This window comes from Bradyrhizobium sp. NP1, assembly GCF_030378205.1.
Taxonomy (GTDB): Bacteria; Pseudomonadota; Alphaproteobacteria; order Rhizobiales; family Xanthobacteraceae; genus Bradyrhizobium.
The window spans coordinates 1,970,856-1,996,321 of the sequence record NZ_CP127385.1; the positions used below are offsets into that span (position 1 = coordinate 1,970,856).

The 25,466-nt window shown below is 65.5% G+C and carries 25 protein-coding genes; 14 read left to right on the plus strand and 11 right to left on the minus strand.

The features are described 5' to 3' along the window. Window positions 1-27: 27 nt before the first annotated feature. The 4 genes from QOU61_RS09475 to QOU61_RS09490 all read left to right on the plus strand — a co-directional run bounded on the left by QOU61_RS09475 (window position 28) and on the right by QOU61_RS09490 (window position 4,723). Entirely contained in the window at window positions 28-423 is a 396-nt protein-coding gene (locus QOU61_RS09475; RefSeq protein WP_289657842.1) for a RidA family protein, read from the plus strand. Between the two features lie 130 nt (window positions 424-553). Beyond that, window positions 554-2,179: an amidohydrolase gene (locus QOU61_RS09480; RefSeq protein ID WP_289657843.1), complete on the plus strand. Its 1,626-nt coding sequence runs from the start codon at window positions 554-556 to the stop codon at window positions 2,177-2,179. Between the two features lie 150 nt (window positions 2,180-2,329). Beyond that, on the plus strand, window positions 2,330-3,868 hold the full coding sequence (hpaE, locus tag QOU61_RS09485; protein ID WP_289657844.1) for a 5-carboxymethyl-2-hydroxymuconate semialdehyde dehydrogenase: 1,539 nt from the start codon (window positions 2,330-2,332) through the stop codon (window positions 3,866-3,868). A 30-nt stretch (window positions 3,869-3,898) separates the two neighbouring features. After that, on the plus strand, window positions 3,899-4,723 hold the full coding sequence (locus QOU61_RS09490) for a cyclase family protein (protein WP_289657845.1): 825 nt from the start codon (window positions 3,899-3,901) through the stop codon (window positions 4,721-4,723). A 9-nt stretch (window positions 4,724-4,732) separates the two neighbouring features. Here the strand turns inward: QOU61_RS09490 and QOU61_RS09495 are convergent, their stop codons facing one another. The 10 genes from QOU61_RS09495 to gspD form a co-directional block, all read right to left on the minus strand. After that, on the minus strand, window positions 4,733-5,110 hold the full coding sequence (locus QOU61_RS09495; RefSeq protein ID WP_289657846.1) for a response regulator transcription factor: 378 nt from the start codon (window positions 5,108-5,110) through the stop codon (window positions 4,733-4,735). Next, the gene (locus tag QOU61_RS09500; RefSeq protein WP_289657847.1) at window positions 5,107-5,976 is read right to left on the minus strand and encodes a S1C family serine protease; all 870 of its coding nucleotides are present in this window, start codon (window positions 5,974-5,976) and stop codon (window positions 5,107-5,109) included. The genes QOU61_RS09495 and QOU61_RS09500 overlap by 4 nt, the downstream gene beginning before the upstream one ends. Before the next feature lie 146 nt (window positions 5,977-6,122). Next, window positions 6,123-6,707, minus strand: coding sequence for a MarR family winged helix-turn-helix transcriptional regulator (locus QOU61_RS09505; RefSeq protein WP_289657848.1), 585 nt, complete (start codon window positions 6,705-6,707; stop codon window positions 6,123-6,125). A gap of 105 nt (window positions 6,708-6,812) precedes the next feature. Then, entirely contained in the window at window positions 6,813-8,141 is a 1,329-nt protein-coding gene (locus tag QOU61_RS09510; protein ID WP_289657849.1) for an MFS transporter, read from the minus strand. 30 nt (window positions 8,142-8,171) lie between these two features. Next, window positions 8,172-8,501, minus strand: a complete 330-nt coding sequence (locus QOU61_RS09515; RefSeq protein ID WP_289657850.1) for a non-heme iron oxygenase ferredoxin subunit — start codon at window positions 8,499-8,501, stop codon at window positions 8,172-8,174. A gap of 2 nt (window positions 8,502-8,503) precedes the next feature. Continuing rightward, window positions 8,504-9,016 carry an aromatic-ring-hydroxylating dioxygenase subunit beta gene (locus QOU61_RS09520; protein ID WP_289657851.1) on the minus strand — a complete coding sequence of 171 codons (513 nt, stop codon included), beginning with the start codon at window positions 9,014-9,016 and terminating at the stop codon, window positions 8,504-8,506. Beyond that, window positions 9,016-10,386 (minus strand): aromatic ring-hydroxylating oxygenase subunit alpha, encoded by a 1,371-nt coding sequence (locus QOU61_RS09525; protein ID WP_289657852.1) that lies wholly within the window; start codon window positions 10,384-10,386, stop codon window positions 9,016-9,018. Before QOU61_RS09525 ends, QOU61_RS09520 begins: the two co-directional genes overlap by 1 nt. 394 nt (window positions 10,387-10,780) lie before the next feature. Further along, window positions 10,781-12,907 carry a hypothetical protein gene (locus tag QOU61_RS09530; RefSeq protein WP_289657853.1) on the minus strand — a complete coding sequence of 709 codons (2,127 nt, stop codon included), beginning with the start codon at window positions 12,905-12,907 and terminating at the stop codon, window positions 10,781-10,783. A gap of 256 nt (window positions 12,908-13,163) precedes the next feature. After that, window positions 13,164-13,658, minus strand: a complete 495-nt coding sequence (locus tag QOU61_RS09535) for a tetratricopeptide repeat protein (protein WP_289657854.1) — start codon at window positions 13,656-13,658, stop codon at window positions 13,164-13,166. A 52-nt stretch (window positions 13,659-13,710) separates the two neighbouring features. After that, complete coding sequence (gene gspD / locus QOU61_RS09540) at window positions 13,711-16,086, minus strand: type II secretion system secretin GspD (protein WP_289657855.1); 2,376 nt, start codon at window positions 16,084-16,086, stop codon at window positions 13,711-13,713. Between the two features lie 287 nt (window positions 16,087-16,373). Here gspD and QOU61_RS09545 point away from each other — a divergent pair, with 287 nt between their 5' ends. From QOU61_RS09545 to QOU61_RS09590, 10 genes are read left to right on the plus strand one after another with little or no spacing between them, the layout of a single operon-like run. Then, window positions 16,374-18,074: a GspE/PulE family protein gene (locus QOU61_RS09545; RefSeq protein ID WP_289657856.1), complete on the plus strand. Its 1,701-nt coding sequence runs from the start codon at window positions 16,374-16,376 to the stop codon at window positions 18,072-18,074. Between the two features lie 7 nt (window positions 18,075-18,081). Further along, window positions 18,082-19,287, plus strand: coding sequence for a type II secretion system F family protein (locus QOU61_RS09550; protein WP_289657857.1), 1,206 nt, complete (start codon window positions 18,082-18,084; stop codon window positions 19,285-19,287). Between the two features lie 11 nt (window positions 19,288-19,298). After that, window positions 19,299-19,790, plus strand: a complete 492-nt coding sequence (gspG, locus tag QOU61_RS09555; protein ID WP_289657858.1) for a type II secretion system major pseudopilin GspG — start codon at window positions 19,299-19,301, stop codon at window positions 19,788-19,790. A 6-nt stretch (window positions 19,791-19,796) separates the two neighbouring features. Further along, a complete protein-coding gene (locus QOU61_RS09560; RefSeq protein ID WP_289657859.1) occupies window positions 19,797-20,261 on the plus strand; it encodes a prepilin-type N-terminal cleavage/methylation domain-containing protein in 465 nt (154 codons plus the stop codon). Then, the gene (locus QOU61_RS09565; RefSeq protein WP_289657860.1) at window positions 20,233-20,640 is read left to right on the plus strand and encodes a prepilin-type N-terminal cleavage/methylation domain-containing protein; all 408 of its coding nucleotides are present in this window, start codon (window positions 20,233-20,235) and stop codon (window positions 20,638-20,640) included. Before QOU61_RS09560 ends, QOU61_RS09565 begins: the two co-directional genes overlap by 29 nt. Next, window positions 20,637-21,374 (plus strand): PulJ/GspJ family protein, encoded by a 738-nt coding sequence (locus QOU61_RS09570; protein WP_289657861.1) that lies wholly within the window; start codon window positions 20,637-20,639, stop codon window positions 21,372-21,374. Before QOU61_RS09565 ends, QOU61_RS09570 begins: the two co-directional genes overlap by 4 nt. Then, a complete protein-coding gene (locus QOU61_RS09575; RefSeq protein WP_289657862.1) occupies window positions 21,371-22,282 on the plus strand; it encodes a type II secretion system minor pseudopilin in 912 nt (303 codons plus the stop codon). The genes QOU61_RS09570 and QOU61_RS09575 overlap by 4 nt, the downstream gene beginning before the upstream one ends. Beyond that, a complete protein-coding gene (locus QOU61_RS09580) occupies window positions 22,279-23,358 on the plus strand; it encodes a PilN domain-containing protein (RefSeq protein WP_289657863.1) in 1,080 nt (359 codons plus the stop codon). Before QOU61_RS09575 ends, QOU61_RS09580 begins: the two co-directional genes overlap by 4 nt. Further along, window positions 23,355-23,915 carry a type II secretion system protein GspM gene (gspM, locus tag QOU61_RS09585; protein ID WP_289657864.1) on the plus strand — a complete coding sequence of 187 codons (561 nt, stop codon included), beginning with the start codon at window positions 23,355-23,357 and terminating at the stop codon, window positions 23,913-23,915. Before QOU61_RS09580 ends, gspM begins: the two co-directional genes overlap by 4 nt. Continuing rightward, window positions 23,912-24,589, plus strand: coding sequence for a hypothetical protein (locus QOU61_RS09590; RefSeq protein WP_289657865.1), 678 nt, complete (start codon window positions 23,912-23,914; stop codon window positions 24,587-24,589). Before gspM ends, QOU61_RS09590 begins: the two co-directional genes overlap by 4 nt. A 159-nt stretch (window positions 24,590-24,748) precedes the next feature. On the opposite strand, the gene QOU61_RS09595 is transcribed toward QOU61_RS09590, so the two are convergent. Continuing rightward, complete coding sequence (locus QOU61_RS09595; protein WP_289657866.1) at window positions 24,749-25,213, minus strand: prepilin peptidase; 465 nt, start codon at window positions 25,211-25,213, stop codon at window positions 24,749-24,751. Window positions 25,214-25,466 lie beyond the last annotated feature (253 nt).

Genomic DNA, 25,466 nt, shown 5'->3' on the forward strand with positions numbered 1-25,466 from the left:
CTCCGTCCACAAACCGAAGGAAGCATCATGGCACGTACCGTCATCGTTCCACCCACCGGCCTGCGGCCCGGCATCCCCTATTCGCCGGCGATCCGCTGGGACAAGCTCTTGTTCATCTCGGGTCAGACCGGCTCGGACCCGGTGACGCGCGAATTTCCGGCCGACATCAAGGCGCAGACCCGCATCGCGCTCGAGAACGTCAAGGCGCTGGCTGAAGCCGGCGGCGCCTCGATGGACACGGCGCTGAAGATGACCATCCACATGACCGACATGATGAACGAGTTCGCGGCCATGAACGAAGTGTTCCGCGAATTCTTCCCGAAGGAGCCGCCGTCACGCACCACCGTCGGCGTGGCGCATCTGGCGCGCGCGGGCTTGAAGATCGAGATCGACATGATCGCCGTGGTCAAGGATGCGGTCTAGTGGTCCGATTCTAACATTCGCATCCCATCTGGGAGGCACGTTGGCGAATGTTAGAAGCAAAGGACCACTGGCAAACTATTGATGCTAGTGGAGCTTTGGATTTGACGTTCGCATGAAGGAATCGTGGCAGATGGCTAGCGAACGTCAAATCCGCTCCACTAGGCCGCAGTCCATCCTGCTGACGGGCGCGTTGATCGGTGATCGCGCGCCCGATGGCACGTTATCCGACAGCCTGCTGATCCGGGACGGCGCGATCGCCTGGATCGGCACACGCAAGGATGCGCCGGCGGCCGACCGGGTCATCGACCTTGGTGGCAGCCGGCTCTTGCCCGGATTGACTGACGCGCACTTGCATCTGTTCATGCGCGCGCAGGAACTGCTGAATCTGGCGCTGGGGCCTGCGACGACGTCTGTCGAAGCACTGCTCGCGCAGGTTCGAACTGCTTGTTCGGCCGCCTCGCCCGGCGAATGGGTGATGTCCGCCGACTACAGCGAGCAATTCCTGAAGGAGCGACGTCACCCCGCGCGCGCCGAGCTCGATGCTGTTTCCAATGGCCGTCCTGTGCTGCTGCGCCGCACCGGCGGGCACCTGTCGGTGGCGAATTCCGCGGCACTCGCACGTGCAGGCTTCGATGACACGACGCCCGACCCTCCGGGCGGCACGATCGAGCGTGCGCAAGGAAAACTCTCCGGCGTGCTCACCGAGCATGCCGCCGATATCGTCGCAGGCCTGATCCCGCCGCCGTCGCCGGCGCGCACCAGCGCGGCGATCCGCAAGTTCGCCGACGAATGTCTGGGTTTCGGCATCGTCGCCGCGGTGGAGGCCGCGGTCGGCTTCAATCATGGCTTCGAGGCCGAATGGAACGTCTGGAACGCCCTTCGCGAGGCAGGTGGCCTGCCGCTGCGCATGGGGTTCATGCTGCGGATCGATCCGGCCGACGCGAGGCGGCTCGACCTCGTGCCTTCTGGTATCGATCCGCGCTGGCAGGTGCGGACCCTGAAATTCTTTGTCGACGGCATCATCGGCGCGCGGACCGCGGCGTTCTCGGAAACCTATGCCGATCGCGATAGCTGCGGCCTCCTGATGGAGGAGCCTGACGCATTGCGTGCCAAGGTGATCGAAGCCCATGCCGCCGGCTGGCAGCTCGCGGCGCATGTGATCGGCGACCGCGGCATCGGGACCTGGCTCGATTGTCTGGAAGCGGCCGCGCGAACCGCGCCCGGCGAAGGCCGGCGCCATCGCCTCGAGCATTTCGCGGTGCCGGGACATGACGCGATCGCACGCGTCCGCCGGCTTGGGGCCATTGTCGTGCCGCAATACGGATTCCTGCACCGGCTGGGTGGCTCCTTTGCGGAAGCGGTGGGACCCGCTCGCGCGCAGCGGCTCTATCCCGGCAGAAGCGTCCGCGAGGCGGGCGTCGTGATTGCCGGCAGTTCCGATCACCCGATCGGGCCGCTGTCGGCTTATCAGGCGATCGCGACGGCCGTCGACCGCACCACCGCCTCAGGTCTCCTGCTCAATGCCGGCGAGGCCTTGTCCATGCGAGAGGCGCTTGCCGCCTATGCTGAGGGCGGCACCTTCGCGATGGGCCATGAGCGATCACGGGGCCGGATCGAGGTTGGCCGGCGTGCCGATCTCGCCGTGCTCGATCGCGACATTCTTGCTCTTGCGCCGGCGGATATTGCCGCGGCCAGGAGCCGCCTGACCCTGGTTGAGGGGGAAATCGTTCATTCGGACGGAACGCTGGCCGATTGAATACATTCACTAACCGGTGATTTCGCCGGAGAAACGGGCTTTTCGGCAGGTAATTAACATGTTAATAGTATCGCCCACACACAGGCTCCGGGGCGAGCCCGCAAGCCGTGGCAGCCAGCATGAGCAGACGATAGCCTGAAAGGGAGCGACATGAACAAGCCTCTCGCCAACGATGCACTGACCGACAATCTGCGCAAGGCGCAGCAGTTCCTGGCCCGCTTCCGGTCCGCCACCGTGCCGCACCGGATTGCCGGTGAAGCCGTGACGAGCAGCGCCACCTTCGAGGATTTCGATCCCTCCGACAATTCGGTGCTCTGCAACGTGTCGTCGGGAGGGGCCTCCGAGATCGATCGCGCCGCGCGCGCCGCGGAAGAAGCCTTCCAGGTCTGGAAGACCGTTCCCGGCGAGAAGCGCCGTGCGCTGTTGCACAAGATCGCCGACAAGATCGAGGCGCGCTCCGAGGAGATCGCGCTGGTCGAGAGCATCGATAGTGGCCAGGCGATCCGCTACATGGCGAAGGCGGCGCTGCGCGGCGCCGAGAATTTTCGCTTCTATGCCGACAAGGCTCCGGAAGCGCCCGATGGCCTGTCGCTGCCGACCGAGACTCATCTCAACTACACGGTCCGCCAGCCGATCGGGCCGATCGGCGTCATCACGCCGTGGAACACGCCCTTCATGCTCTCGACCTGGAAGATCGCGCCGGCGCTGGCGGCAGGCTGCACGGTGGTGCACAAGCCCGCGGAGTGGAGCCCGCTCAGCGCGGTGATCCTGTCCGAGATCATGAGCGAGGTGTTCGAGGGCGCCGGCTTGCCCAAGGGCATCGTCAACCTGGTCCATGGCCTTGGCGAGAGTGCCGGCAAGGCATTGACCGAGCATCCCGCGATCAAGGCGATCGCCTTCGTCGGGGAGTCCGTCACTGGCAGCCATATCATGGCGCAGGGCGCGCCGACCCTGAAGCGCGTGCATTTCGAGCTCGGCGGCAAGAATCCGGTGATCGTGTTCGACGATGCCGACCTCGATCGTGCCCGCGACGCCGTGCTGTTCATGATCTACAGCCTCAACGGCCAGCGCTGCACGTCCTCGAGCCGGGCGCTGGTGCAGCGCTCGATCTACGACAAGTTCACCGCCGAGCTGAAGGCGCGTGTCGAGAAGATCAAGGTCGGCCATCCGCTCGATCCCGCGACCGAGATCGGGCCCCTGATCCATCAGCGCCATGTCGAGAAGGTGCTGAGCTACGCCGGCCATGCGACCAAGGACGGTGCGCAGATCGCGGTCGGCGGCAAGCGCGCGCTCGACGGCAAGGGCAATTTCGTCTGCCCGACGCTGTTCACGGATGCCAACAACAAGATGCGCATCGCTCAGGAGGAGATTTTCGGACCCGTGCTGACCGTGATCCCCTTCGAGGACGAGGCGGATGCGCTGCGTATCGCCAACGACGTCCGCTACGGGCTTGCCGCCTATATCTGGACCGGCGACGTCGGCCGCGCCCACCGCGTCGCGCAGGGTGTCGAGGCCGGCATGGTCTGGGTCAATTCAGAGAATGTGCGTCACCTGCCGACGCCATTCGGCGGTGTCAAGGCGAGCGGCATCGGCCGCGACGGCGGCGACTACGCCTTCGAGATCTACATGGAGCACAAGAACATCGCGATCGGGCTCGACAGGCACCGCGCACCGAAAATCGGGGTGTGAGCGCAGCGCGACCAAAAAGGGGAGATGGCGATGAACAGCCGGCTGCCGGGCTTCGATGCGAAACTGTTCGGCGCGATCGGGGCAGGGGCAAAAGTCTACGAGCTGTCGCATGCGATGGCGCCGTCGATGCCGGTCTATCATCAGCACATTCCCTATTCGCTGGCGTTGCATCGCCGGCATGGCGACCCGCATCCGAAGAAGCGGGAAGACGGCTCGAGCTTTGCCAACGAGGTGATCGTCACGTCAGGCCATTCCGGCACGCATATTGACGCGCTTGGTCACTTCTCTCGCAACGGCTGCCTGCATGGCGGCATCAAGGTGTCCGAGGTCGAGACCCGCGACGGCTATCGCGAGCTGAATGCGGCTGACATCCCGCCGATCATCCAGCCTGCCGTCGTCCTCGACGTCGCCGTCGCCAGGGGCGTCGACTGCCTCGGTCCGGCCGAACAGATTTCGGTTGCCGACATGGAGCGCGCGCTGGCGCTGAGCGGCTCCGAGATCAAGGCAGGCGATGCGGTCCTGATCCGAACCGGCTGGTCAAAATACTGGACCGATGGCGAGACCTTCATCGGCCGTCGCGGCGGCATGCCCGGCCCCGGCGAGGAGGCGGCGCGCTGGCTGATCGCGCGCGGCGCGACGCTGGTCGGCTCCGACACGCCGGGCTTCGAATGCCTGCCGACGCCGGGTGTCTCGGTTCACGCCATCATGCTGGTGGATGAAGGCATCCACATCATGGAAAACCTCAACCTCGACGAAATCGCTTCGCTGCGGCGCCCGCGCGTGCTGTTCATCGCGCTTCCCCTGCGCCTGTCGGGTAGCACCGGCTCGCCGATCCGACCGGTCGCGATCGCCTGAGGCGGCGTCTCAGAGATGGATCACGCCGAGCCGCGCCGCATGCGCCACCGCATCGGTACGGCCGGTGGCGTCGAGCTTGTCGAGCAGCGAGCTGACGTGGAACTTGACGGTGTGCGCCGAAATCCCAAGCCGCTTGGCGATCGCCTTGTTCGAGGCGCCTTCGGCCAATAGCCCCAGCACGTCGCGCTCGCGCGGCGTGAGGTCGAACTCCTGCGCTCCGGAGGTGCGCGGTGTCGTCCGCGACACCAGCGCCAGCGCGGCCGCCTCGCCCGGTGCGGCGATGCGCAGGCCGGCCACGCCGGCGAGCAGCGCGGCGATCCGGTCGGCCAGGACCGGATCCTCGACCTCGATGGCGACGACGATCGCTGAAGAACCTTCCTCGCTCACGCTTCGCGCCTTTCGCCGATGGTGACCTTGAAGCGTGCTGGCTCGCCTGCGCGCCGCACGGCGACGTCGACGACCGAGCCGATGCTTTCCGGGCCGAGCGCCTGCAGTAGCGCCCGCACGCCGGAGAGCTTCTGGTCGTTCCAGGCGACGATGATGTCGCCCTGCCGGATACCCGCGGCCGCCGAAGGACCTTCGCCGTCGAGGCTCATCACCATCGCGCCGATCCCGTCGTCGAGCTTGACCGGTTGCAATCCGACGCCGAGATAGCCGCGCCCGATCCGCCCGTGGGTTTCGAGCCGGCTCGCGACGCGCTCGATCGTGGCCGAGGGAATCACGAGCACGCGCCGCGGGCCGAGCACCGCCATGCCGATGGCTTCGCCCGTGGCATTGAGCGCGAGCCCGCCCTGGTGGCCGTGACGCAGCCGGACGTCGAGTTCGATCCTGGCGTCGATCTCGCCGCCGCGCAGGCTGCGCCAGGGCTTGCCGACCAGCGAGACAGTGCCGAGTGCAGCCGTGGGCACGCCGTGTTCCGCGGCGGCGACGACGCAGAGCGTGCCGAGCGCGGGGACCTGTTGCGACAGCGTGATCGGCGGAATGCTCCCGGTGTCGACGCGCAGCAATGCGACATCCGTGGTGTGGTCGCGTCCCGCGATAGTGGCCTGCTGCACGGAGCCGTCCGGCAGCCTGATCGAGACCTCGCCTTCGTCCGCGAGCGCCTCCTCGGCGGTGATGACGAGGCCTTTCTTCCACACGAAGCCGGTTGCCCGCAAACGGTGCGAATGCACGGAAACGATCGCGGGGGCAGCTCGTGCGACGACGTTCGTGATGGCGGAAGATAGCGAAGCAAGGCTGGTTGTGTCGTTCATGGATCCCTCCAAATGGATTTTCTCCAATCTGGGAATTTTACACGCCACGGTGAACTAGCCGGATGGTCAGGCTTCTCGCCAGCAGATCGACGCAGTCTAGGGGAGCGGATTTGACGTTCGCTACCCATTTTGCCGGAATCGGACCACTAGCCCGCGCCTTGCGCGCCGCGCCTGATTCGCTTCACCGGCGCGTGGCTCGAATACGGAAGGTCGGATTGGTCGCCCATGTGGGGAATGCGATCTTCGAGATGGCGGATCACGCGCAGGAACGTCTCGACCGATTTCGCATCGAGCCCCGCGGTAAGATTGTCGTGGCGCCTGAGAATTTCGCTCAGGCTGCGATCGAGCAACTCGGTGCCGGCCTTCGACAGCCGGATCTCCGAGCGGTTGCGCGCGTCGCCCTTGACCTGCTCGATCTTGACCAGGCCCTTGCGGGCGAGCGCGCCCGCCTCGCGGCTGACGACGGCCTTGTCGAGGCTGGCCCGGGTCCAGATGTCGTAGGCGCTGGCCGGCTGGTGCTCGGCGAGAAAGGACAGGATGCGCCACTGCGCGAGCGAAACGCCATAGCGCTGCAGGAAAAACACGTTCGAGCTTGCCCTGAGCCTGGCGACGAAGCTCGACAGCACGGTTGGGATATAGCGGTCGAAGTCGATGACGAGCTTCGCGTGGCTCGCCGCCTTTGCATTTCCCGGCGCGGGGGCGGCTCTCGTCCTGGTGCTTGGCTGTGTCATGGAATTTCGTTCATCACCTCGATCGTGTGGAGCGACGTCCGTCGGTTCCCGCACAAGAGCAAAGTCAGCCGGCGCGATCAAGGGCGGCGGCTCAGGGCTGCTTTCTCAGCGCGCGGCCTGTGCGGCCTGGATCAGCTTCGGCCGCGCGATGAAGATCAGCACTGCGGCCGCAACCAGAACGCCGGAGACCACCAGGAAGCCGCCGGTGAAGCTGCCGCTAGCATCCTTGATCCGTCCGATCACGACAGGGATCAGTGCGCCGCCGATGCTGCCGATCATGGCCACCAGCCCGATCGCGCCGGGCGCGCTTTCCCGCGACAGATAGGATTGCGGGATGGTCCAGAACACCGCCTGCGTTCCGTAGACGCCGACATTGGCGACCATGAAGCCGACGATGATCAGCACCGGCGTGGTCGCAAAGGCGGCGATCGCGAAACCTGACGCCGCGAGCAGCATGGTGGCGATCGTATAGTAGAAGCGTTCGCCGACATGGTCGGAATGACGCGACAGTGCAATCATCCCCACCAGTCCGGCGATCGGCGGGATCGCGGTGACCATGCCGACCTGTGATGCCGGAAGCCCGAACGTCTTGATGATCTGCGGCAGCCAGGGGAACAGCGATGCCAGTGCGCAAAACAGGCCGAAATTGCAGAGGCCGAACAACAGCACCATCGGCCTTGTGATGGTCCTCCACACGCCTTCGCCATGCACGACGCCCCTGGCGCGCGTATCATGTTCAAGCGCGCCGTTGAGCCATCTTTTCTGTTCCGTCGTCAGCCAGCTGGCATCGTTGGGACGGTCGGTCAGGTAGAAGATGCCGACAACGCCGAGGATGATCGGCGGCAGGCCTTCCAGGATGAACAGCCATTTCCATCCGGGAATGCCGAGGGTGCCATGCAGCTCGAGTATGGCCCCTGAAATCAGCGAGGCGAAGATATAGGAAATCGGCACCGCATAGTTGAACATCGCGTTGTAGCGCGCGCGATATTTGAACGGAAACCACAGGCTCAACAGCAGCATCACGCCGGGAAACAGGCCGGACTCGGCAAAGCCAAGGAAGGCCCGGAAAGCATAAAGGCTCAAGGGTCCTTGCGTGAACGCCATCAGGACGGTGGCGATGCCCCAGAGGATCGCAATGCGGGTGAGCGTGATGCGGGCGCCGTAGCGGCCGAGGATCAGGTTGCTCGGTATCTCGAACAAGGCGTAGGTGAAATACATGATGCCGACGCCGATGCCGAACATCTCGGCATTGAGCCCGAGATCCTTGTTCATCGAAAGCGCGGCAAAGGAGATGTTGCCGCGATCGAGGATCGCGAGAAAATACATCGCCATCACGTACCACATCAGCCGCCGCGCGACGGCGCGGATGGTCGTGCTTTCGACCACCTGTTCGTCGGCAGAGGCGAAGGCCTTCTCGACCGCGAGCTCGGACATGCGCTTTCTTCCTCCCTGGTCGGCCGCGTCCTATTCGCCGGGCAAGTACACCTGAAGCCTGTCGCCTTCTATCCGCACCGGATAGGTCGGGATGTCGATCTCGACCGGACTCGTCAGCGCCTCGCCCGAGCGGATGTCGAAGCGGCCGTTGTGCAGCGGGCACTCGATCTCGTATCCGTCCAGAAGCCCGTCCGAGAGCATGGCTTCGGCGTGACTGCAAATGTTGCCGGTCGCAAAGAAATCCGCGCCGACGCGGTAGATCGCGAGCTGCGCGCCGGCAATCTCGAGTCCGAGCGGCTCGCCTTCCTTGACGGCGTCGAGGGCGCAGGCTTCGTGCCAGGTTCCTTGCGGGGCTGTCATGGTCAGATGCTGTAGAAATCGAGGACCGTGGGTACGCGGTCGTTGACGAGCGTGATGACCTTGCGCGCGATCTTCCAGCCGCCGTCATCGAGTGACAGCGTATGACGATAGCGGCCGTGGCGGACGTGCTCCCTGGCGACCCGCGGATCGTAGACGTGAACGGAGAAGGCGGATTCGCAGACGATTTCCCTCGCGTTCGCCTCGATCACCTCGACATTGCCGATCTGGTGCACGGTGCGCGGCAGTGGCAGCGCGGTAATCGACTTGCGGGATTCGATCCGGGAAATCCGTTCTTCGAGCCCGCGCCTGTTGTCGTGATAGATCAGCGAGACCTGGGTCTGCGGATCGCTGGTCGTCTCGTACTCGTCGAGCCAGGCCGGCACCCAGTACACCGCATCCGGCCGGTACATCGCGACCCAGTCCGCCCAGTCGCCGCGATCGAGCAGGCGGGCTTCCCGGTAGATGGTCGCGGCCGCGATCTGCGTCGCATCGCCATTCATGGCCGGCCCTGACATTAGCGGGCCTCCGCGGCGGCGCGCTTCAGAAGCCGCTGCCATTCCCGGTAGCCTGGATGGAAGTTGGTTTCGCCGCCGAAAGTCGGCGGCCCGAAAGACCATTCGGCCGGCCGTATGCCCAGCTCGCCCGCATGGCGACTGTCGCCGGCACCGGCAGCCGCGGTGCCACGCAGATAGCCCTGGGTATGGCCGGCGCGCGCGGCGTCATAGCCGGTCTGGCAGAACTCATACATCAGATTGTCGTCGGAGCTCGCGAGCCCCGACGCGTTGAAGAAATCCTCGTAGTTGCGGATGCGCAGGGCGCGCGCCGCGGGGCTTTCGCCGACCGGCGCGAGGCAGTGCGAGACCATTTCGGTCCTGTCGGCGGCGAGCGGCCGCCAGGTCCTGACCTGCGCCGACAGGATGTCGATGACCTGGAGATTCGGGAAAATCGTGAGGTTGCGCTGGCGCAGCATCCATTTGGCGCGGTCGCCGCCGACGCGCTGGCGCACCGCTTCGAGCTGTGCTGGGTCCATCCCGAGCGGGCGGCCGTAGAGCTGGGTCCGCTTGATCGACCAGTTCACCGCGTGGCCGTGATCGAAATTGAAGCTGCCCTGGCCCTCGACCTCGTGCTCGCCTTCCTCGGTGAAGCCGTCGTCCGCGTTGGCCGCGGCCTTTCGCTTCTTCAGGATGTCGACATAGGAGCTGTGGGTCGTGGCGAAGTGGTAGTAGTCGAGCCCGTTCTCGAATTGCAGCTTCCAGTTCGCATCGAAAGTGTACGTGCTCTCGCCGGGGACGAATTCCAGCTGGCCACTGTCGCTCTGGTCGACGATCAGGTCGAGAAACGCGCGGGCCTCGCCGAGGTAGTCCTCGATCGGCGGAACGTCGGGCGACAGGCTCGCGAACAGGAAGCCGCGATAGTTGCCGAACCGTGCGACCGGGATCAGGTTGTGATCGGCACCGGCGAACGAGGGTGGATATTGCCCACTTGCCTGCTCCGTGATCGAGACGTTGCGGCCGGTGCTGTCATAGGCCCAGCCATGATAGCGGCAGACGTGGAATTTCTGGTTGCCGCGCTTGAACGGGCACACCACCGTGCCGCGGTGCCGGCAGGTGTTGAGGAAGGCGCGCACGGTGCCGTCCGCGCCGCGCGCGAGCAGGATCGGATGGCGCCCGATATGGGTCGTGACGAAGTCGTTCGGACGCGCGACCTGCGTCTCCAGTCCGATGAAATTCCAGGTCGCTTCGAAGATATGGCGCAGTTCGGCTTCGAAGATTTCAGGGTCTGTGAAGATGCGCCGATCGACCTGGAACACGCCTTCGGCAGGCCGATCGTCGATCAGGTCCGCGATCGCGAGCAGATCGGCCTTCATCTGGAATGGAACGTTCATCCTGTTCTCCCTTGAGGCCGGCGCCCGCGATGGCTGACGCAGGAACACGCCTTGCGTGCCGGGATCGCCGGAGTGGATCGATTGATCGTGGAAGAAATGTTCTGCCGCGCGTGCCGGGGACGGCTGTTCCACAGGGACGCGGACGCTGCGTGGCGGGCGCCTTGCGTGATTGCGATCACGATGCGACGGCGGTGCGCCATCGGCTCGCCTCCCCTGTCCATTCTTGTCGGCGTCAAGCCTTTAGGAAGGCTGATAGTTGTCTTGACAACCATTGTCAAGCGCATCGCGTCGCGCGGTCGGCGCACCGTCACACTCTCCTGACGGCAATGCAAAAGGCCCGCCGGTGATGCCGGCGGGCCCTGTCGCTTTGTTGTGCCGCGATTTCTCGCCGCGATCAGTCCTCAAGACCTCGGCTGCGTTCGGCAAGATCCTCGACCCGGTCGATCAGCTCTCGCGCGCGGTGGCCAAGGCCGTCTTCCGCACCTTCGCCGACCGGCTGGTTATGGAACGAGGCGTTGTTCAGCACCGTCTTGATCTGACCGGCGAGCTCATCGCGCTCCTCGGTGATCGCCGCGATCTGCTTCAGATAGCGGCCGTAGATCTTGTCGTTGCCGGTGACGGCGTGGTTGGACCACACCAGGCTGGCGCGGCCAAGACGGCCGAGCGGCGCATTGAGCTGCTTATAGACCCGCGCGAGTTCCGTGAAGTCTTCGTGGCGCTCGCGGATGCCTTGCGGCAGCGCCTGCTCGTGCAGCCATTCGGCGACCACGCGGCCTTCATGCACGTAGTCGTCCTTCAGGCCGACCAGTGCCATGACCGTCGGCCGCACGTCGGCGTGGTCGGTGAACACCTGGTCGTCGCGGCCCAGCGAACGCACCCCCGGACCAACCATCGCTACCCAGGTTCGGGTGATGTCCTTCTGGAAGTCGCCGTGGTTCCAGGCAAAGGCCGGTCCCACGAAGACGCAGTCGGACTGGTTCGCGCATGCGCCGCCGCTTCCGGTCTCGAAGAAGTAGTTGTCGTTGCCGAACATGGTCAGCGTCGGCGTGCGCGCCGGGCTCGTGGTAACCATGTGCAACAGCTTCATCTCCGCCCGGTCGGCCAGCAGCCGCGACAGCTTGTCGGTGCTGCCGGTCATCGGGTTGGTCGCGACCAGCGCGTCGAGATCGTGCTCCATGGTGCGGGTGACGGCATCCGTCGGCGCCGGGTTGCCGTTGATATAGAAGGTCGGCGCATCGTCGCTGTGCACAGAGAACGGCGTCGCGTTGGCGCGCTGGGTCAACAGCAGGCGATTGAGCAGCACGTCGATCTCGCCCTTCTGGCCGGCGGCGTAGGTGCAGGGCACGTTGACGCCATCGCAATTGGCTGGCGTCGGCGCGCCGCCGACGAAGTGATCGTTCTCGTCGGGCGTCACCGTGAACAGCGTGTTGTCCTTGGTGATGCCGTCGGCGGCAAGGCGCTGGAAGAACTTGCCGAACGCGATGTCATATTGCTTGAGCTGCGCAACATAGCCGGCTTCGCCGGGACCGAAGGTGCCGGAACCGAAACGGTTGTCGTGCGCGTCCGCGATATAGACGTAGATCACCTGAACGCCGGCTTCCAGCATGGTCGCGACATAGCCGAGCGACTGCGTCGCCAGCGGGCTGAAGCCGTTCGGGAAACCGGGGCGGCCGAACTGATCGGCGATGATGTTGCCGTCGAGGTCCTTGATTGGGCCGGACGGCGAGATCACCGGCTGCACGTTGATGTTGCCGAACAGGCCCTTGAAGCCGACATAGGTGCCAGGTTCGTCAGGGAGGGTGTCGTTGGCGGCGTTGCTGTTGTTGCAGAGCCGGCTGCCGACCGCGCAATGGACGGCGATGCCGAGATAGTCGGTCGTCGGTTGTTGCCGGACCGCTGCGCTTGGCGAGGCAAGCTGGACGCGAACCGCAGTGTCCTGCGGGCTGCCGGCGCCGAAGAAGGTCGTGACGTCGTCCGGAACGCGCTCAAATTCGATATTGGCGACCGAGAAGGCACCGACATCGCAGCCGGCGCGGGTAAAGGGCACCCATGGCGCCGGTGCAGTCTTGCCGCGTTCGTCGAGCATCTCGGGCTTGCCGTCGCCGCCGAGCGCGGTCCAGTACAGGAACGAGGGCGAGAAGCTGACGCTGCCGTCCGGCTTGAAGAAGCCGTATGAGTTGGCAACCGGAATGCCGGAGCGGTCGCCATAGACGCCGGTGAGCCCGGTGACGATGTCGTGCGCGGTGTGCGAAATCAATGGCGTGTGGTGGTTGCCGCTGACGACGCCGTTATCGCGAATGAAGTTGAGCAGGTTGGGCATCTGCTCCAGATCGGACGGAACGTTCGGATTGTCGCGACGCAGGTGCACGTTGTCGAAAACGATGTTGATGACACGTTTGATCTGACCGCTCGGCGCATTCAGCTGGCAGGCCGCAGACGCCGATTGCGAGGCAGCACCGAGAAAGAACAGGCCCAGCGCCAGCGAGACCGGCGCTTTCAATTTCGATCTTGATCCCTTCATTCTTTTCTCCCGACGTCGGCGGGTGAACATGAGATGCAAATTGCCGACGGCTCGCACATTACGGCGCGGGTTGTTGCGACGAATTGACACGCCCATGACGGTTGCTCGGCGTGCACATGAATCGGCCGCTGTGTGATCGGAGCGTGATGCTGGCGCTTGCAGGCGCGCGTGATGTCTGGCGTGGCGAGGACCGAACTACGCGGGACCAGGAGTTCGGCCGTGGCCACGCCAGGCTTCACGCGAACGGATTTGTTGCTCAGGGAAGTCCGGGCGCCCAGGCCAGCGCAAGCCGCTGGCCCGTAACGATCTGATCGGGCGACATCTTGGAAGCGACCGCGTTGCGCAGCCGCAAATAATAGTCGCGCTCGTGCTTTGACGCGCGCGCCGCCGCCAGGTTCAGCCATTTGTAGGCCAGGATGAAATCCTGCGGCACGCCGTGACCCTTGTCGTACATCAGGCCGAGCATGCTCTGCGCGAACGGATTGCCTCGGCATGCCGCCTGGATATAAAGGTCGGCGGCCGCATCATAGGCCTGCGGCGCGCCATAGCCGTTTTCATACATGAAGCCGAGAAAGGCCTGGGCCTGGGCATTGCCCCGCAAGGCAAGCGGCGTCAGCACCCTGACGACGGCGATATAGTCGCCCCGCGCATAGGCCGCGTTGGCACGTGCGACGGTGTTCGCCCGCGCCGGAAGCGCGTGAAACGAGCAGAGCAGGAGAACGAGACCGGCGGCAAGGATACGCAGCCGCATGCCGAGAAGCGCCGCTATTGCGATCGGCGCGCGCGCGACAATGGCGCGGCGCTCAGCGGACCGTGCGAACCCGCAAATCATCGGTGCTTGCTCCCACGCTGCCACGCAGCTTCGACCGCAGCTCCTCGGCGATATGATGCGCGTCCGTGCCGTCGCGGATGATCTGGGGACGAATGAAGATGATGAGCTCGGTGCGGGTGCCCTTCTTGTCCTGGTGCGAGAAGGCGTCGCCCAGCCCCTGGATTTCGTCGAGCAGCGGGATGCCGTTGCGGTTTCCATTCTGCTGCTCGCTGATCAGGCCGGCCAGCAGCACCGTCTGTCCCGATGCGACCGAGATCGAGCTCTTCACCCGGCGTTCCGAGACGGTCGGCGTCAGGCTGGCCGCGGTTGTCGGAGAGACGTTGCTGATCTCCTGCTCCACCTCGAGCCGCACGTTGCCGTTGACGTTGATGCGGGGCGAGACGCGCAGGATGATGCCGGTGTTGCGATAGTCGATGGTGTTGACCACCGTATTGCTGGTCGTCAGCACGGTGGCGCTGCCGGTCGAAACCGGCACTACGTCGCCGACCTGGAGGGTCGCCGCCTGGTTGTTGATCACGACCAGCGACGGGTTGGACAGGACCTTGACGCTGGTCACGGTATGCAGCGCGTCGAGGATGGCGCTGGGCTGCGCCTCCGATCCGATCAGGAAGTTGAAGCCGGGAAAGGCGCGGTTGATGAAGGCGCCGGCCACCGATCCGGCGGCGGCCGCGGCGCTGGTCGCGTCGGTGCCGGTCGTCGGGGTTGTGCTCGTCGTGGTCGACCCGGGTGCCTGGGTCGATTGCGTGTTGAGGACAGAGCCCTGGTTCGGCCGCAGGCCTAAATTGTGGCTGGTCAGGAAGAACTGCACGCCATAGCTGAGCTCGTTGGTGAGAGTGACCTCGGCGATCGTGGCATCGATCGCCACTTGCAGCGGCGGCTGGTCGACCTGCATCAGGGTCGCCTCGATGATGCGGTAGTTGCCCTGGTCGGCGTAGATCAGGAGCGAGTTGTTGACGGCGTCGGGCGTGATCCGCACGTTCTGCATCAAGGGTTGTCCGCCGCTGCCGGAACTGCGGCTGTCGAGCGCGCTGGTGCCGGAGGAGGAGTTGGCGCTGCCTGCCTGCAGCGGCTGGCCGAAGCCGGGTGTCGTCGCGCCATTGCCGCCATTGCCGCCGGTCGACATGCGCGAGGCGAAGCCACTCGTGGCCGACGACGCGTTGTTGGCACCCAGTGACAGCCGGTCGGCGCTGGACGTGGCCGACAGGCCCGATCCCGGCGCGAGCTGGTTGTCGGGACTGTCGAGCGATCCTTGCGAGCCGCCGATGAACATGTCGGTCAGCACCCGCGCGATCTGCTTGGCGTCACCATATTTCACGCGGTAGACGTGGACGCTGTTGCGCGCCGTGTCGGCATGATCGAGCCGCCGGATCCAGCTTGCGGCGGTGTGCAGCAGCGCCGGCTTGCGGCTGACCACGAGAATGGCGTTGAGTCGGCTGACGGGCTGGAATTTGACCACGTTCTGGCTGAGGCCGCTCTCGCCGGAATCCATGATCTTCTCCAGCTCGGCGATGATCGGCTCCGGCGCGCTGTTGCCGACGGGATAGATCCCGACCGACTGGCCGCGCATCCAGTCGACGTCGAAGCTCATCGCGGTTTCGACCGCCGTCTGCCGTTCGGCGCCGGTGCCCTGGATCAGGAGCAGGTTGCGCGTCGGATCGGCGCGGACGCTGCCCGGCTTGGTGGCGAAGGAATCGAGCAGCTTCAGGACCGTCGCCGCCGACACATATTGCAGCGGCACCACGGAAACGCCGTAACCGGGCTCGGGGTTTGCTGCGGCCTGGTCGACGCGTCCGGAGCCGACCGCGTCGCCGAGCGGCGTCAGGCGATAGCCGGCGCTGTCGCGCACCAGCACCACGCCGCTGAGCCGCAGCGCGTTCTCCAGCACGAACACGATGTCGGACTTCGGCACCGGCCGCACCGACACCAGGCTGACCGTGCCCTGTACGCGCGGATCGATGGTATAGCCGGTGCCCAGGATGTCGCCGAGCACCACCTTGGCGACGGTCGCGATCGGCGTGTTCTCGAAATTGAGGTCGTAGCCGTTGCCGCTGGCAGCGGTTCGCTGCATCCGCACTTCCGGAATATCGGATATCTCGGTGCCCTCGAACACCGCGGCGCGGCCGCGCTCGCCGGCATTGGATTGCACCGAATTCACGAGCTCGGTGCGCCGCGGCATGATGTCGAGCGAACGCACCTTGTCGAGCACGTCGATATCGGCAGGCGCCGTCGTCCCCATTGTGGCCGGATTACACGAAGTGAGAAGCAGTGTGACGCCAAGCGTCATCGCAACGACGCCGGCGCTGCGTGCAGCCGTCCGGGATCGGCCCTGATTGCCGGCGCGCACCATGTCGTTGCTGATCCAACTCTAGATACTGTGGTCCTGGATCATGCGCGAAGGCCGACCCGAGCAAGCCCGTACCCGTAGCGAGGAAAGATGACAGCAATAATTACCGTCGCTGTTTGATGACTTGATGACAGAGCGGTGTGACCTTTCTGCCATGATCTCGATCACGTCCTGCGGCGCTTCGTACAGATGTCATATTGAAGATCAATAACGCTGGTTCTGGCGGTAAGCGGCTCGGCCTGCGCCGCATTGTCCGCATCACTACCCATGCAGCACGAACTGGAAGAAGCATGACCGGCCAGCAGTCATTGCAGTTCGTCGAGCATCTTGGCCGGGCTGGCCATCTCAAGTCGAGGGTCGTATCGGAGCTCGCGTCCGGTCAGCGGCTGGCGGCGCCGGGGCAGGAGACCGTCGCACAGGGCAAGCTTTGGGAGCTCACCGACCTGTCGGCGAACGAATTCGCCGACCAGGCAGCGCAGTTCTTTGATTGCAAGCGTGTTGCGCTGCAAGAAATGCTGTCGGCAGCGCCACTGGTCGCAGCCTTTTCGTCGCGTTTCCTCCGCGAGACGCTGATCTTCCCCTACCGACTGGCCGAGGATGGCACCGCGCTCGCCGTCGCCGACCCGACCGATCTCGCTGCGAGACGCGCCGCGGAAATCGTGCTGGGACCCAACGTCGAGCTCCACATCGCTTCGTTCGATGATCTAGCGGTGGTGCTGGACCAGCGGCTCAACGATGACCGCGCCGACGACGGCGGCGATATCGACGGGATGCCGCGGCTGCGCGAGGACGATATTGAAAGCCTGCGCGATCTCGCCAGCGGCGCGCCGGTGGTGCGCGCGGTCAATGATCTCCTTGAGAAGGCGATCGAATTGCGCGCCAGCGACATCCATATCGAGCCGTTCACGACCGCGCTCGTGGTGCGGATGCGGATCGACGGCCTGTTGCGGCCGGTCGCGGCGCCCGCCGGCGTGTTGCCGCAGGCGGTGATCTCCCGCATCAAGATCATCGCGAGCCTCAACATCGCCGAGCGCCGCCTGCCGCAGGACGGCGCGGCGCGGCTGCGTGCCGGGCGTGCCGACGTCGACATCCGTGTGGCCATCATGCCGACCCAGCATGGCGAATCCGCCGTCATCCGCATCCTGCCGAAGGATCGGGGCCTGCTGGTGGTCGAGAAGCTCGGCTTCGCGCCGGCCGATGAGGCGAGGCTCAGGCGGCTGTTGACGCTGCCGCACGGCATGATCGTCATCACCGGACCGACGGGCAGCGGCAAGACCACGACGCTTGCCACCATCCTGTCGATCCTGAACGAGCCGATCCGCAAGATCCTGACCATCGAGGATCCGGTCGAATACGAAATTCCCGGCGTGAACCAGTCGCAGATCAAACCGGCGATCGGGCTTACCTTTGCAAGCGCGTTGCGCTCCTTCGTGCGCCAGGATCCCGACGTCATCATGGTCGGCGAGGTGCGCGATTCAGAAACCGCGCATGTCGCGGTCCACGCCGCGCTGACCGGGCATCTGGTGCTGACCACGCTGCATACCGAGACCGCGGCCGCCGCGGTGCCGCGCCTGCTCGACCTTGGCATCGAAGGCTATCTGTTGCGCTCGACGCTGCGCGCAGTGATCGCACAGCGTCTGGTGCGCCAGCTTTGCGAGCGCTGCAGGACTGCAAGGGTGTTGAGCGAGGCGGACCTCGCCGAAGATCCGCGCCTCACCACCCTCGGTTTTCGAGCCGGCGAAACCGTGCACCTGCCTTGCGGCTGCGAGCGCTGCGGCGGCGCCGGCTATCGCGGCCGGCTCGGCGTGTTCGAGGTGCTGGAGCTGGACAATACCTTGCGCGAACTGATCGGGGAGCGCACCGACGGGCTGAAGATCGACCAGGCGGCGATCCGCGGTGGCATGACGACGATGCTAGACGACGGCATCGCCAAGTGCCGCGCCGGACTGACCTCGCCCGCGGAAATCCTCCGCGTCACCACGGCACGGTGAGCTAACCATGCCAAACTTCCGATATCGTGCGTTGACACAGAGCGGCGAGATCGTGCACGGCACTGTTTCCGCATCGAGCGCGATCGAGGTTGCCGCGCGGATCGAATATCTTCGCCTGTTGCCGATCGAGACGATGGAGGAAAAGCGCAACGCGTCCGCTGGTCTCGGCCTGTTCGGCCGGCCGGGCGCGACCGAGGTCACGACTTTCACCCGTGATCTCGCGCTGCTGCTGAAAGCCGGTGCACGCCTCGACGACGCGCTCGAACTGCTGGCTGGCGATGCCGATGTCGGCAGGCTGCGTCCGATCGTCGCCAAAATGCGGGCGGCAGTCATGAGCGGCGACAGCTTTGCCGACGCGGTTGCTGCACACCCCGATCTGTTCGCGCCGATGTATGTCGCGCTGGTGCGGGTAGGCGAGGTATCCGGCACGCTCGACCAGGTGCTGGAGATGCTGGGCGCCGAACGCGCGCGTGCCGAGCAGATGCGCCGCAAGCTGACGGATGCGATGCAATATCCCGTCTTCGTGCTGATCGCGGCTGTTGGCGTGATGCTGTTCTTTATCCTGTTCGTGCTGCCGCAATTTTCCTCGGTGCTGCAGGATTTCGGCAACAAGTCGGATTCCGCGCTCAGCGTCTTCATCGGCATCTCGGACTTCATGCGGGCCAATGGCGAGATGCTGACGGCGGCGAGTGCGGGGCTTACCGTGTCGACATGGCTGCTGCTGCGGCGGCCGGGCACCCGAACGGCTGTCATCGCCGGCCTCGCGCGCCTGCCCGGCGTTGCCGGCATCTTCCGGTTCTACCGGACCAGCCTGTTCTGCCGCAATCTTGGCGTCCTGCTCGGTAGCGGTGTCAGCCTGACGGCCACCTTGCGTATCCTGATCGACATCATGGCCGTCACGGGCAATGTGGAAGCCTGGACGGCGGCCGCCGATCGCGTGCGTCACGGCGGCAAGCTGTCGGAAGCACTTTCGGCTTCGAATAGCCTGCCGCCGATGGCGCTGCGGATGCTCCGCCTCGGCGAGGAGACCGGCCAACTGCCCGTGCTGGCCGGCCGGGTCGCCGAGTTCTACGAAGCGAAATTGCAGCGCAGCCTCGATCGCGCCGTGGCCATCGTCGGGCCGCTTGCCATCATCACGATCAGCGCTGTCGTCGGCGGCCTGATCGTCTCGGTCATGACCGCGTTGTTGTCGGTCACGCAGCTCGTTGGATAGGGGGCATCGCCATGTCAGGAAAAATCGGGATCGGGACACCTAGCTCGCTTGTCGCAGCCGGGACGAGCAGGGAGAGCGAGCAGGGCTTCACCCTGGTCGAAATGCTCGTCGTCATCACCATCATCGGCTTGATCATGGGGCTGATCGGCCCGCGCGTGCTCAATTATCTGAGCGAGTCGAAGGTCAAGGCGGCCAGGATCCAGATGCAGAGCTTTTCCAGCGCGCTTGACCTCTTCAACCTCGATGCGGGCCGTTATCCGTCGACGGCGGAAGGGCTCGCCGCCCTGGTTCGCCGCACGCCGGGTATCGCCGCATGGAACGGCCCTTACCTGAAGGGCGGCAACGTTCCCAACGACCCCTGGAACAATCCGTACATCTACCGCGCTCCCGGAGAGCACGGCGCCTACGACATCATCTCGCTGGGTTCGGACGGGCAGGAAGGCGGCACCGGCGTCGCCGCCGACATCTCGCTCGACACCATGACGAGCGCAAGAAACGAATAACATCACATGAGCAGGGCCGGCGAGCAGGGCTTTACGCTTCTGGAGATGGTGTGCGTGATCGCGCTCATCGCCATGCTGGCGGCTGTGCTGCTGCCGTTCGTCCCCCATCACACTTCGCGCTCGCGGCTGCAGGCCTATGCGCTGGAAGCCGCGACGTTGCTGAAAGCCGATCGCAACGCCGCAATTCGGCGCGGCGCCGACGTCTCGACCCTGGTCGACGCGGCATCACGCGCGATCCGGTCCGGCGCGACCGCGCAGACGTTGCGTATTCCCGATGATGTCCGCTTCGATGCGCTGCTGCCGCAGACCTGCCGCCAGCGCCCGGCGCTCTCGACCGTCAGCTTCTTCGCTGACGGCATGTCGTGCGGCGGCACGATCGCGCTGGCGCGGCTCGACACGGCTTACGAAATTCGCGTGAACTGGCTGACCGGGAGGATCGAAATTGTCTCGCGCCCGACGCTCGCCAACTGATCGGCCGGACGCCGGCTTCACGATCATGGAAGTGCTGATCGCACTTGCCGTCGTCGCGGTCTCGATCGTTGCGATCGGTTCGGTGATGTCGACCAATGCGCGCGGCGTCACGAAGCTGGAAAACCATGTGGCGCTGATGCAGTCCGTGCAGACGGTGCTCGCGACCGCGATACCGCAGCGCAAGGAGCTTGGCCCGGGGCGGCTTTCCGGCGAGCTGCGCGACTATCGTTGGCAGGTCGACATCGCGCCGCTCGGCGGCGACTGGGAGGTGAAGGACGCGCCCTGGATACCGGAGCTGGTCACGGTCCGCGTTCGTTCGCCGACCGGCGCCACGGTCGATCTTGAAACCGTCCGTCTGATGCGGGGAGCGCGCCGATGACAGGCCAAGCCGACATCAGGCGAAGGGCCGAGCAGGGCTTCACCCTGGTCGAGGCGCTGGTGGCGCTGGCGTTGACCGGGCTCGTGCTGTCGGCGCTCGCGACGCTGACCGCGCAATGGCTGCCGAGCTGGAATCGCGGTTTCGATCGCATCCAGCACAGCGAGCTGATCGGGATCGCGATGCAGCGGATCGCCGCCGACCTCGCTGCGGCCGAATATGTGGCCGCCGGACGCGAGCGGAAAAGGCCGCTGTTCGATGGGTCGGCCCTGTCGGTCACCTTTGTGCGCACCGCGCTCGGTCCCAATGCTGGCGTGGGCCTCGATGTGGTGCGGATCGGCGAGACGACCGATCAGGGGCGGCTGGTGACCCTGCGCACACGCATGCCGTTTGCGCCGCTGCCGCCGGGCGTCTCGCCATCAGAGCAGATTCATCCGGCCGATCCGGTGGTGCTGCTGCGACCGCCCCTCCGGCTGTCGTTCTCCTATGCCGGGCCAGATCGCCTCTTCCGTGACACCTGGCAGGACATGGACAAGCTGCCGGCGGCAATCATGCTGACGGTCCGCGATGCGGCAAGCGAGCGGGTGCTGGCGGTGTCGACGGTGACGCCGGTTCACGTCAATGCGCCCGCTACCGGCGCAAAATCCGACGACGACCAGAAGGATGGAGCGAAGGACGACATCAAGGATGGCAGCAAGCCGGCCGGCGGCTCGAGCAGGGAGGGCGGCGCCTCATGACGCAAGCGAATTCGCCTCGCCTGTCCGAGCAGGGTTTCGTCATCGTTGCGGTGCTGTGGCTCGTTGCGGCCCTGGCCGCGCTCGCCCTGGTCTTCTCGATCTATCTGTCGAATTCGGCGCGGGCGCTGGCGCTTGGCGACACGGCGGCACAGACGGAAGCGCTGGTGTCGGCGGGCGTCGAACTTGCGGCCTACCAGTTGCAGCTCGCGGCGGAAGAGTCGCGCCCGGCGCAAGGAGCATTCCGCATCCGGATCGGCAGCGCGGACCTCGCCATCTCCTATGTCTCCGAAGCGGCGCGGATCGACCTCAACGCGGCGCCGAAGGAGCTGATTGCCGGCCTGCTGTCGGTGCTTGGCGCTGGCGAGGATGAGGCCAGGGAAGGGGCCGATCGCATCGTGGCGTGGCGGACCCGCTCGACGCCGGAGAGCGCGGGCAATGAGGACGCGCTCTATCGCGCCGCCGGCCGCAGCTACTCGCCGCGCCAGGCGCCGTTCGTCCATATCAACGAGCTCGGTCTGGTGCTCGGGCTGTCGCCCGCATTGGTCGAGCGCGCGCTGCCTTTCGTCACGGTGTTCAGCGGTGCCTCCGGCGTCGATGTGCTGACCGCGGCACCGGAAGTCATCGCATCGCTGCCCGGCATGACGCCGCTGATCCTCAAGGCGTTTCTCGATGAACGCAGCGCGTTGCCGGACGACAAGACGGCGATCGCGGCGGCACTGGGCACGGCTGCGGCGAGCGCGAGCCAGCAGCGCAGCCGTGCCTATCGCATCCTTGTCCGCATTCGCCTTCCGAATGGCCGCGAAAACGCATCCGACGTGGTGATCGTGCTTCGCAACGACGAGGAACCTTATCGCGTGCTGTCGTGGCAGGACGTGACCGCAAGCTTCCGCGCGCGGAGGTCGTCATGAATGGAGCGCTTGCCGAATTGAAGGCACTGCTCGCGGTCTGGATCACGGCGGTCGCCGCGGCCGTGAACGCGACGATGGCGAGAATCCGGCCGCAACCGCGTATCCGCATGGTCGAGGGCGAGGATGGTCGCTTCACCGCGTGCCTTGTCGCTGCGCCGAAAGGCGCGGTCCTGCCGGATCTGTCATTTCATGTGGCGCACGACCGGTGCGAGCCGACACCGAGCGCGGAATGGCGGACCGTACTGCGCGGCAGCCGCATCGAGCTGTTGCTCAGGCCGGATCAGGTGCTGTTCCGCACTCTCGATTTTCCGAGGCAGGCGGCCGATTTCCTCGACGGCATGGTCCGCGCACAGATCGACCGTCTGACGCCCTGGGCCGCGAGTGAGGCGCTATTCGGCATCACCGCAGCAGCGACGGCACCGAACGATCGCATCGCGGTGACGCTCGCGGCGACCGCGCGGCAAAGGATTGAGCCGCTGCTCAGGCTGGCGTCAGGTTTCGGCGCGACATCCATCGCCGGTATTGTCGAGGTGTCCGAAGCTGGGCGGGCAGCGCAGCCGATCAAGCTGTTCGAGACAGTGCTGGCCGGCGCCGGCAGCGCTGCCATCGATATTCCCCGCTTGCTGCGCCTGACCCTGGTTGGTGCCGCAGCTGCAGCTGCGCTTACGCTTGCGATCACTGGCTATGTCGGCGGCAGGCTGGAGGCGGAGCAGCAGGGTCTGCAGCAGCGGATCGCGCAGCGGCGCGCGGCCCTGCGCATCGCGCAGCCCGGCGGATCGGCCGAAACACTGCTCGCCCGGCGCAAGCAGACTTCGCCGCCGAGCGTGATGGTGCTCGAGGCCGTCTCCAGGGCCTTGCCCGACACCACCTATGTGACGGAGCTCAGGATCGAGGCCGACAAGATGCAGGTGGTCGGCCTCACCCAGGATGCGCCGTCCCTGATCAGGCTGTTGGAGCAGTCGCCGCAATTCACCCGGGCCACCTTCTTCGCGCCAACCACGCGCGGCCAGAGTGACCCGGGCGAGCGATTCCACATCGAGGCGCATATCACACCTTATTTTGGATCGGGATCATGAACGGCGTCGCGACCTTGCGAAGAATCCTCGGCAAGCCGCTCCCCGCGGCCGCGCTCTATCTCGGCGTCTTGATGCTATGTCTGTTCGAGATCGCCGGCGCATTGAGCGACTTGGCGAGCCGGCGCGCCGAGGTCGCTGCGGCGTCCGCGATGCTGGAGCAGTTCGAAGGCCGCAAGGCCGCGTTGGCACGCGGCCAGGGCTCCGACATCAACGCGCCTGCCGGCTCCCCATTCCTCGAAGGCGCGACCGTGACGGTGGCGGGCGCAGCATTGTTGCAGCGTGTTTCAGCCGTGGTGACAAGGCTCGGCGGCAACGTGCTGTCGTCGCAGGTCGATCTGCAGGGCACGCAGTCCAAGGCGGGATTCGTCAGCATCATCGCAAGCTGCGACATCGATCAGCCGGGCCTGCAGCAACTGCTCTATGACCTCGAAGCGGGTATGCCGTTCCTGTTCGTCGATCAGCTCTCGGTGCAGGCGTCGGCGAATTTCGCAAGCGCAGGCGAGGGCAGGCTGCGCATTCTGCTCGCAGTCTCGGGACAATGGCAGGGGGCGAAATGACGGTGCGGAAGACGAGAAGGACCGCCACGTGGCTGTTTCTGCTGGCGTGCGTCGGATCGGTGCTGCCGGCACCCACCTCGGCTTTGCCGACCGACGCGCCATCGCTCGATGCGGAGGTGCCTCCCCGCGCTGACGCGCCGGCTGGCTCTTCGCTGTGGGATACGCCGGCTGCTCCCGCGCCGATCGTCGTGCGGCCGCCCGAGCCGCCGCCCGTTGCGCCGTCGCGCACGCCGAGCGCGAACCCGCTCTGGGGCATCCCGCTCGCCACTCTGTCTGCGACGCGGGAGCGACCGATCTTCTCGGTGTCGCGGCGTCCGCCGCCACCCGCCGTCGTCGCGGCACCCGTGGTGAAGCCGCCGCCAGCGCCGAAGCCGCCCCGGATCGAGCGTCCGCAGCTCGCGCTGGTCGGCACCATCGCTGGCGGCGACGAAAGCTTCGGCATCTTCGTCGATCAGGCGACCAAGGCAGCGCTGCGCCTCAGGATCGGAGAGGACTATCAGGGCTGGAAGCTGCGCGCGGTGCAGGGCCGCGAGGTGACGCTTGAGCGCGACCAGCAGACCACGACCTTGAGCCTGCCGCAGCCCGGCGCCGGCAGCGTCGGCGCGGCGCGTGCGTCGACCGACAAGGCAATGGCACAGGACGACGATCCGTCGCCACGAAGGGCCCGGCGCTAGTGGAGCGGATGTGACGTTCGCTACCCATTTGCCACGATTCCATCATGCGAACGTCAAATCCAAAGCTCCACTAGCACTAAGAACTTAGCTCGTGGTCCTTTGATTCTAACGTTCGCAAACGTGCCTCCCAGATGGGATGTGAATGTTGGAATCGGACCACTAGAAGCCGCTCTGCTGAAGCCCAGCGGTAACCAGAAGTCCCAGCGCGAGAAACGGACCAAACGGCAGGACGGTTTGCCGCGTCATCGTCTGTCCTGCGACATGGAGGATGCCTGCGGTTGCAAGCGCGGTCAGCGAAGCGATCAGGAGCTGGAGCGGAACGCCGGCAACGCCGATCCAGATGCCGGATGCGGCGAGCAGCTTGACGTCGCCAAGTCCGAGACCGTGGAATTTCCGAATCCGGAAATAGAGCGCGCGCAAGAGCCACAGGACCGCGCCGATCGCGATGCCTTCGCCGAAGGCCTGCAAAGCTACCGTCCAGCCGCCAAGCGAGAGCGCCCGCGCCAGCCCGACAATGGCGATGGCAAGGTTGAGCCAGTCCGGGATGATGCCACGCTTGATGTCGATCCATGCGAGTAGGGCGCTTGCGACGCAGAGCAGGGCGAAACAGATCGCTGCGAGCATGATGGGGATCGCCGTGTGAAACCAACGTGTTGCCCACTATAGATCAAGCGCCTGCTTGCCTGCATCGACGAAATGCTGGTGCGGGCTCCTGAATCTCCGCAGGCATCGATCCCCCGAGGGCCCCGGGCGGGCTGGCCAGATCTCCGTTCGCTTCCGAATCGTTTTGACCACAGGCGAACAAATCCTTGCGCGAGACGACCAGCGTGTCGGGTCGCGGGCTTGCGCGGCGTCGAAATCCTGTGAGTTCGCCGTG

Coding starts and splice junctions, on each gene's coding strand:
- QOU61_RS09475 (WP_289657842.1), top strand. CDS start 28: ATGGCACGTACCGTCATCGTTCCACCCACCGGCCTGCGGCCCGGCATC.
- QOU61_RS09480 (WP_289657843.1), top strand. CDS start 554: ATGGCTAGCGAACGTCAAATCCGCTCCACTAGGCCGCAGTCCATCCTG.
- hpaE (WP_289657844.1), top strand. CDS start 2,330: ATGAACAAGCCTCTCGCCAACGATGCACTGACCGACAATCTGCGCAAG.
- QOU61_RS09490 (WP_289657845.1), top strand. CDS start 3,899: ATGAACAGCCGGCTGCCGGGCTTCGATGCGAAACTGTTCGGCGCGATC.
- QOU61_RS09500 (WP_289657847.1), bottom strand. CDS start 5,976: ATGAACGACACAACCAGCCTTGCTTCGCTATCTTCCGCCATCACGAAC.
- QOU61_RS09505 (WP_289657848.1), bottom strand. CDS start 6,707: ATGACACAGCCAAGCACCAGGACGAGAGCCGCCCCCGCGCCGGGAAAT.
- QOU61_RS09510 (WP_289657849.1), bottom strand. CDS start 8,141: ATGTCCGAGCTCGCGGTCGAGAAGGCCTTCGCCTCTGCCGACGAACAG.
- QOU61_RS09515 (WP_289657850.1), bottom strand. CDS start 8,501: ATGACAGCCCCGCAAGGAACCTGGCACGAAGCCTGCGCCCTCGACGCC.
- QOU61_RS09520 (WP_289657851.1), bottom strand. CDS start 9,016: ATGTCAGGGCCGGCCATGAATGGCGATGCGACGCAGATCGCGGCCGCG.
- QOU61_RS09525 (WP_289657852.1), bottom strand. CDS start 10,386: ATGAACGTTCCATTCCAGATGAAGGCCGATCTGCTCGCGATCGCGGAC.
- QOU61_RS09530 (WP_289657853.1), bottom strand. CDS start 12,907: ATGAAGGGATCAAGATCGAAATTGAAAGCGCCGGTCTCGCTGGCGCTG.
- QOU61_RS09535 (WP_289657854.1), bottom strand. CDS start 13,658: ATGCGGCTGCGTATCCTTGCCGCCGGTCTCGTTCTCCTGCTCTGCTCG.
- gspD (WP_289657855.1), bottom strand. CDS start 16,086: ATGGTGCGCGCCGGCAATCAGGGCCGATCCCGGACGGCTGCACGCAGC.
- QOU61_RS09545 (WP_289657856.1), top strand. CDS start 16,374: ATGACCGGCCAGCAGTCATTGCAGTTCGTCGAGCATCTTGGCCGGGCT.
- QOU61_RS09550 (WP_289657857.1), top strand. CDS start 18,082: ATGCCAAACTTCCGATATCGTGCGTTGACACAGAGCGGCGAGATCGTG.
- gspG (WP_289657858.1), top strand. CDS start 19,299: ATGTCAGGAAAAATCGGGATCGGGACACCTAGCTCGCTTGTCGCAGCC.
- QOU61_RS09560 (WP_289657859.1), top strand. CDS start 19,797: ATGAGCAGGGCCGGCGAGCAGGGCTTTACGCTTCTGGAGATGGTGTGC.
- QOU61_RS09570 (WP_289657861.1), top strand. CDS start 20,637: ATGACAGGCCAAGCCGACATCAGGCGAAGGGCCGAGCAGGGCTTCACC.
- QOU61_RS09575 (WP_289657862.1), top strand. CDS start 21,371: ATGACGCAAGCGAATTCGCCTCGCCTGTCCGAGCAGGGTTTCGTCATC.
- QOU61_RS09580 (WP_289657863.1), top strand. CDS start 22,279: ATGAATGGAGCGCTTGCCGAATTGAAGGCACTGCTCGCGGTCTGGATC.
- gspM (WP_289657864.1), top strand. CDS start 23,355: ATGAACGGCGTCGCGACCTTGCGAAGAATCCTCGGCAAGCCGCTCCCC.
- QOU61_RS09590 (WP_289657865.1), top strand. CDS start 23,912: ATGACGGTGCGGAAGACGAGAAGGACCGCCACGTGGCTGTTTCTGCTG.
- QOU61_RS09595 (WP_289657866.1), bottom strand. CDS start 25,213: ATGCTCGCAGCGATCTGTTTCGCCCTGCTCTGCGTCGCAAGCGCCCTA.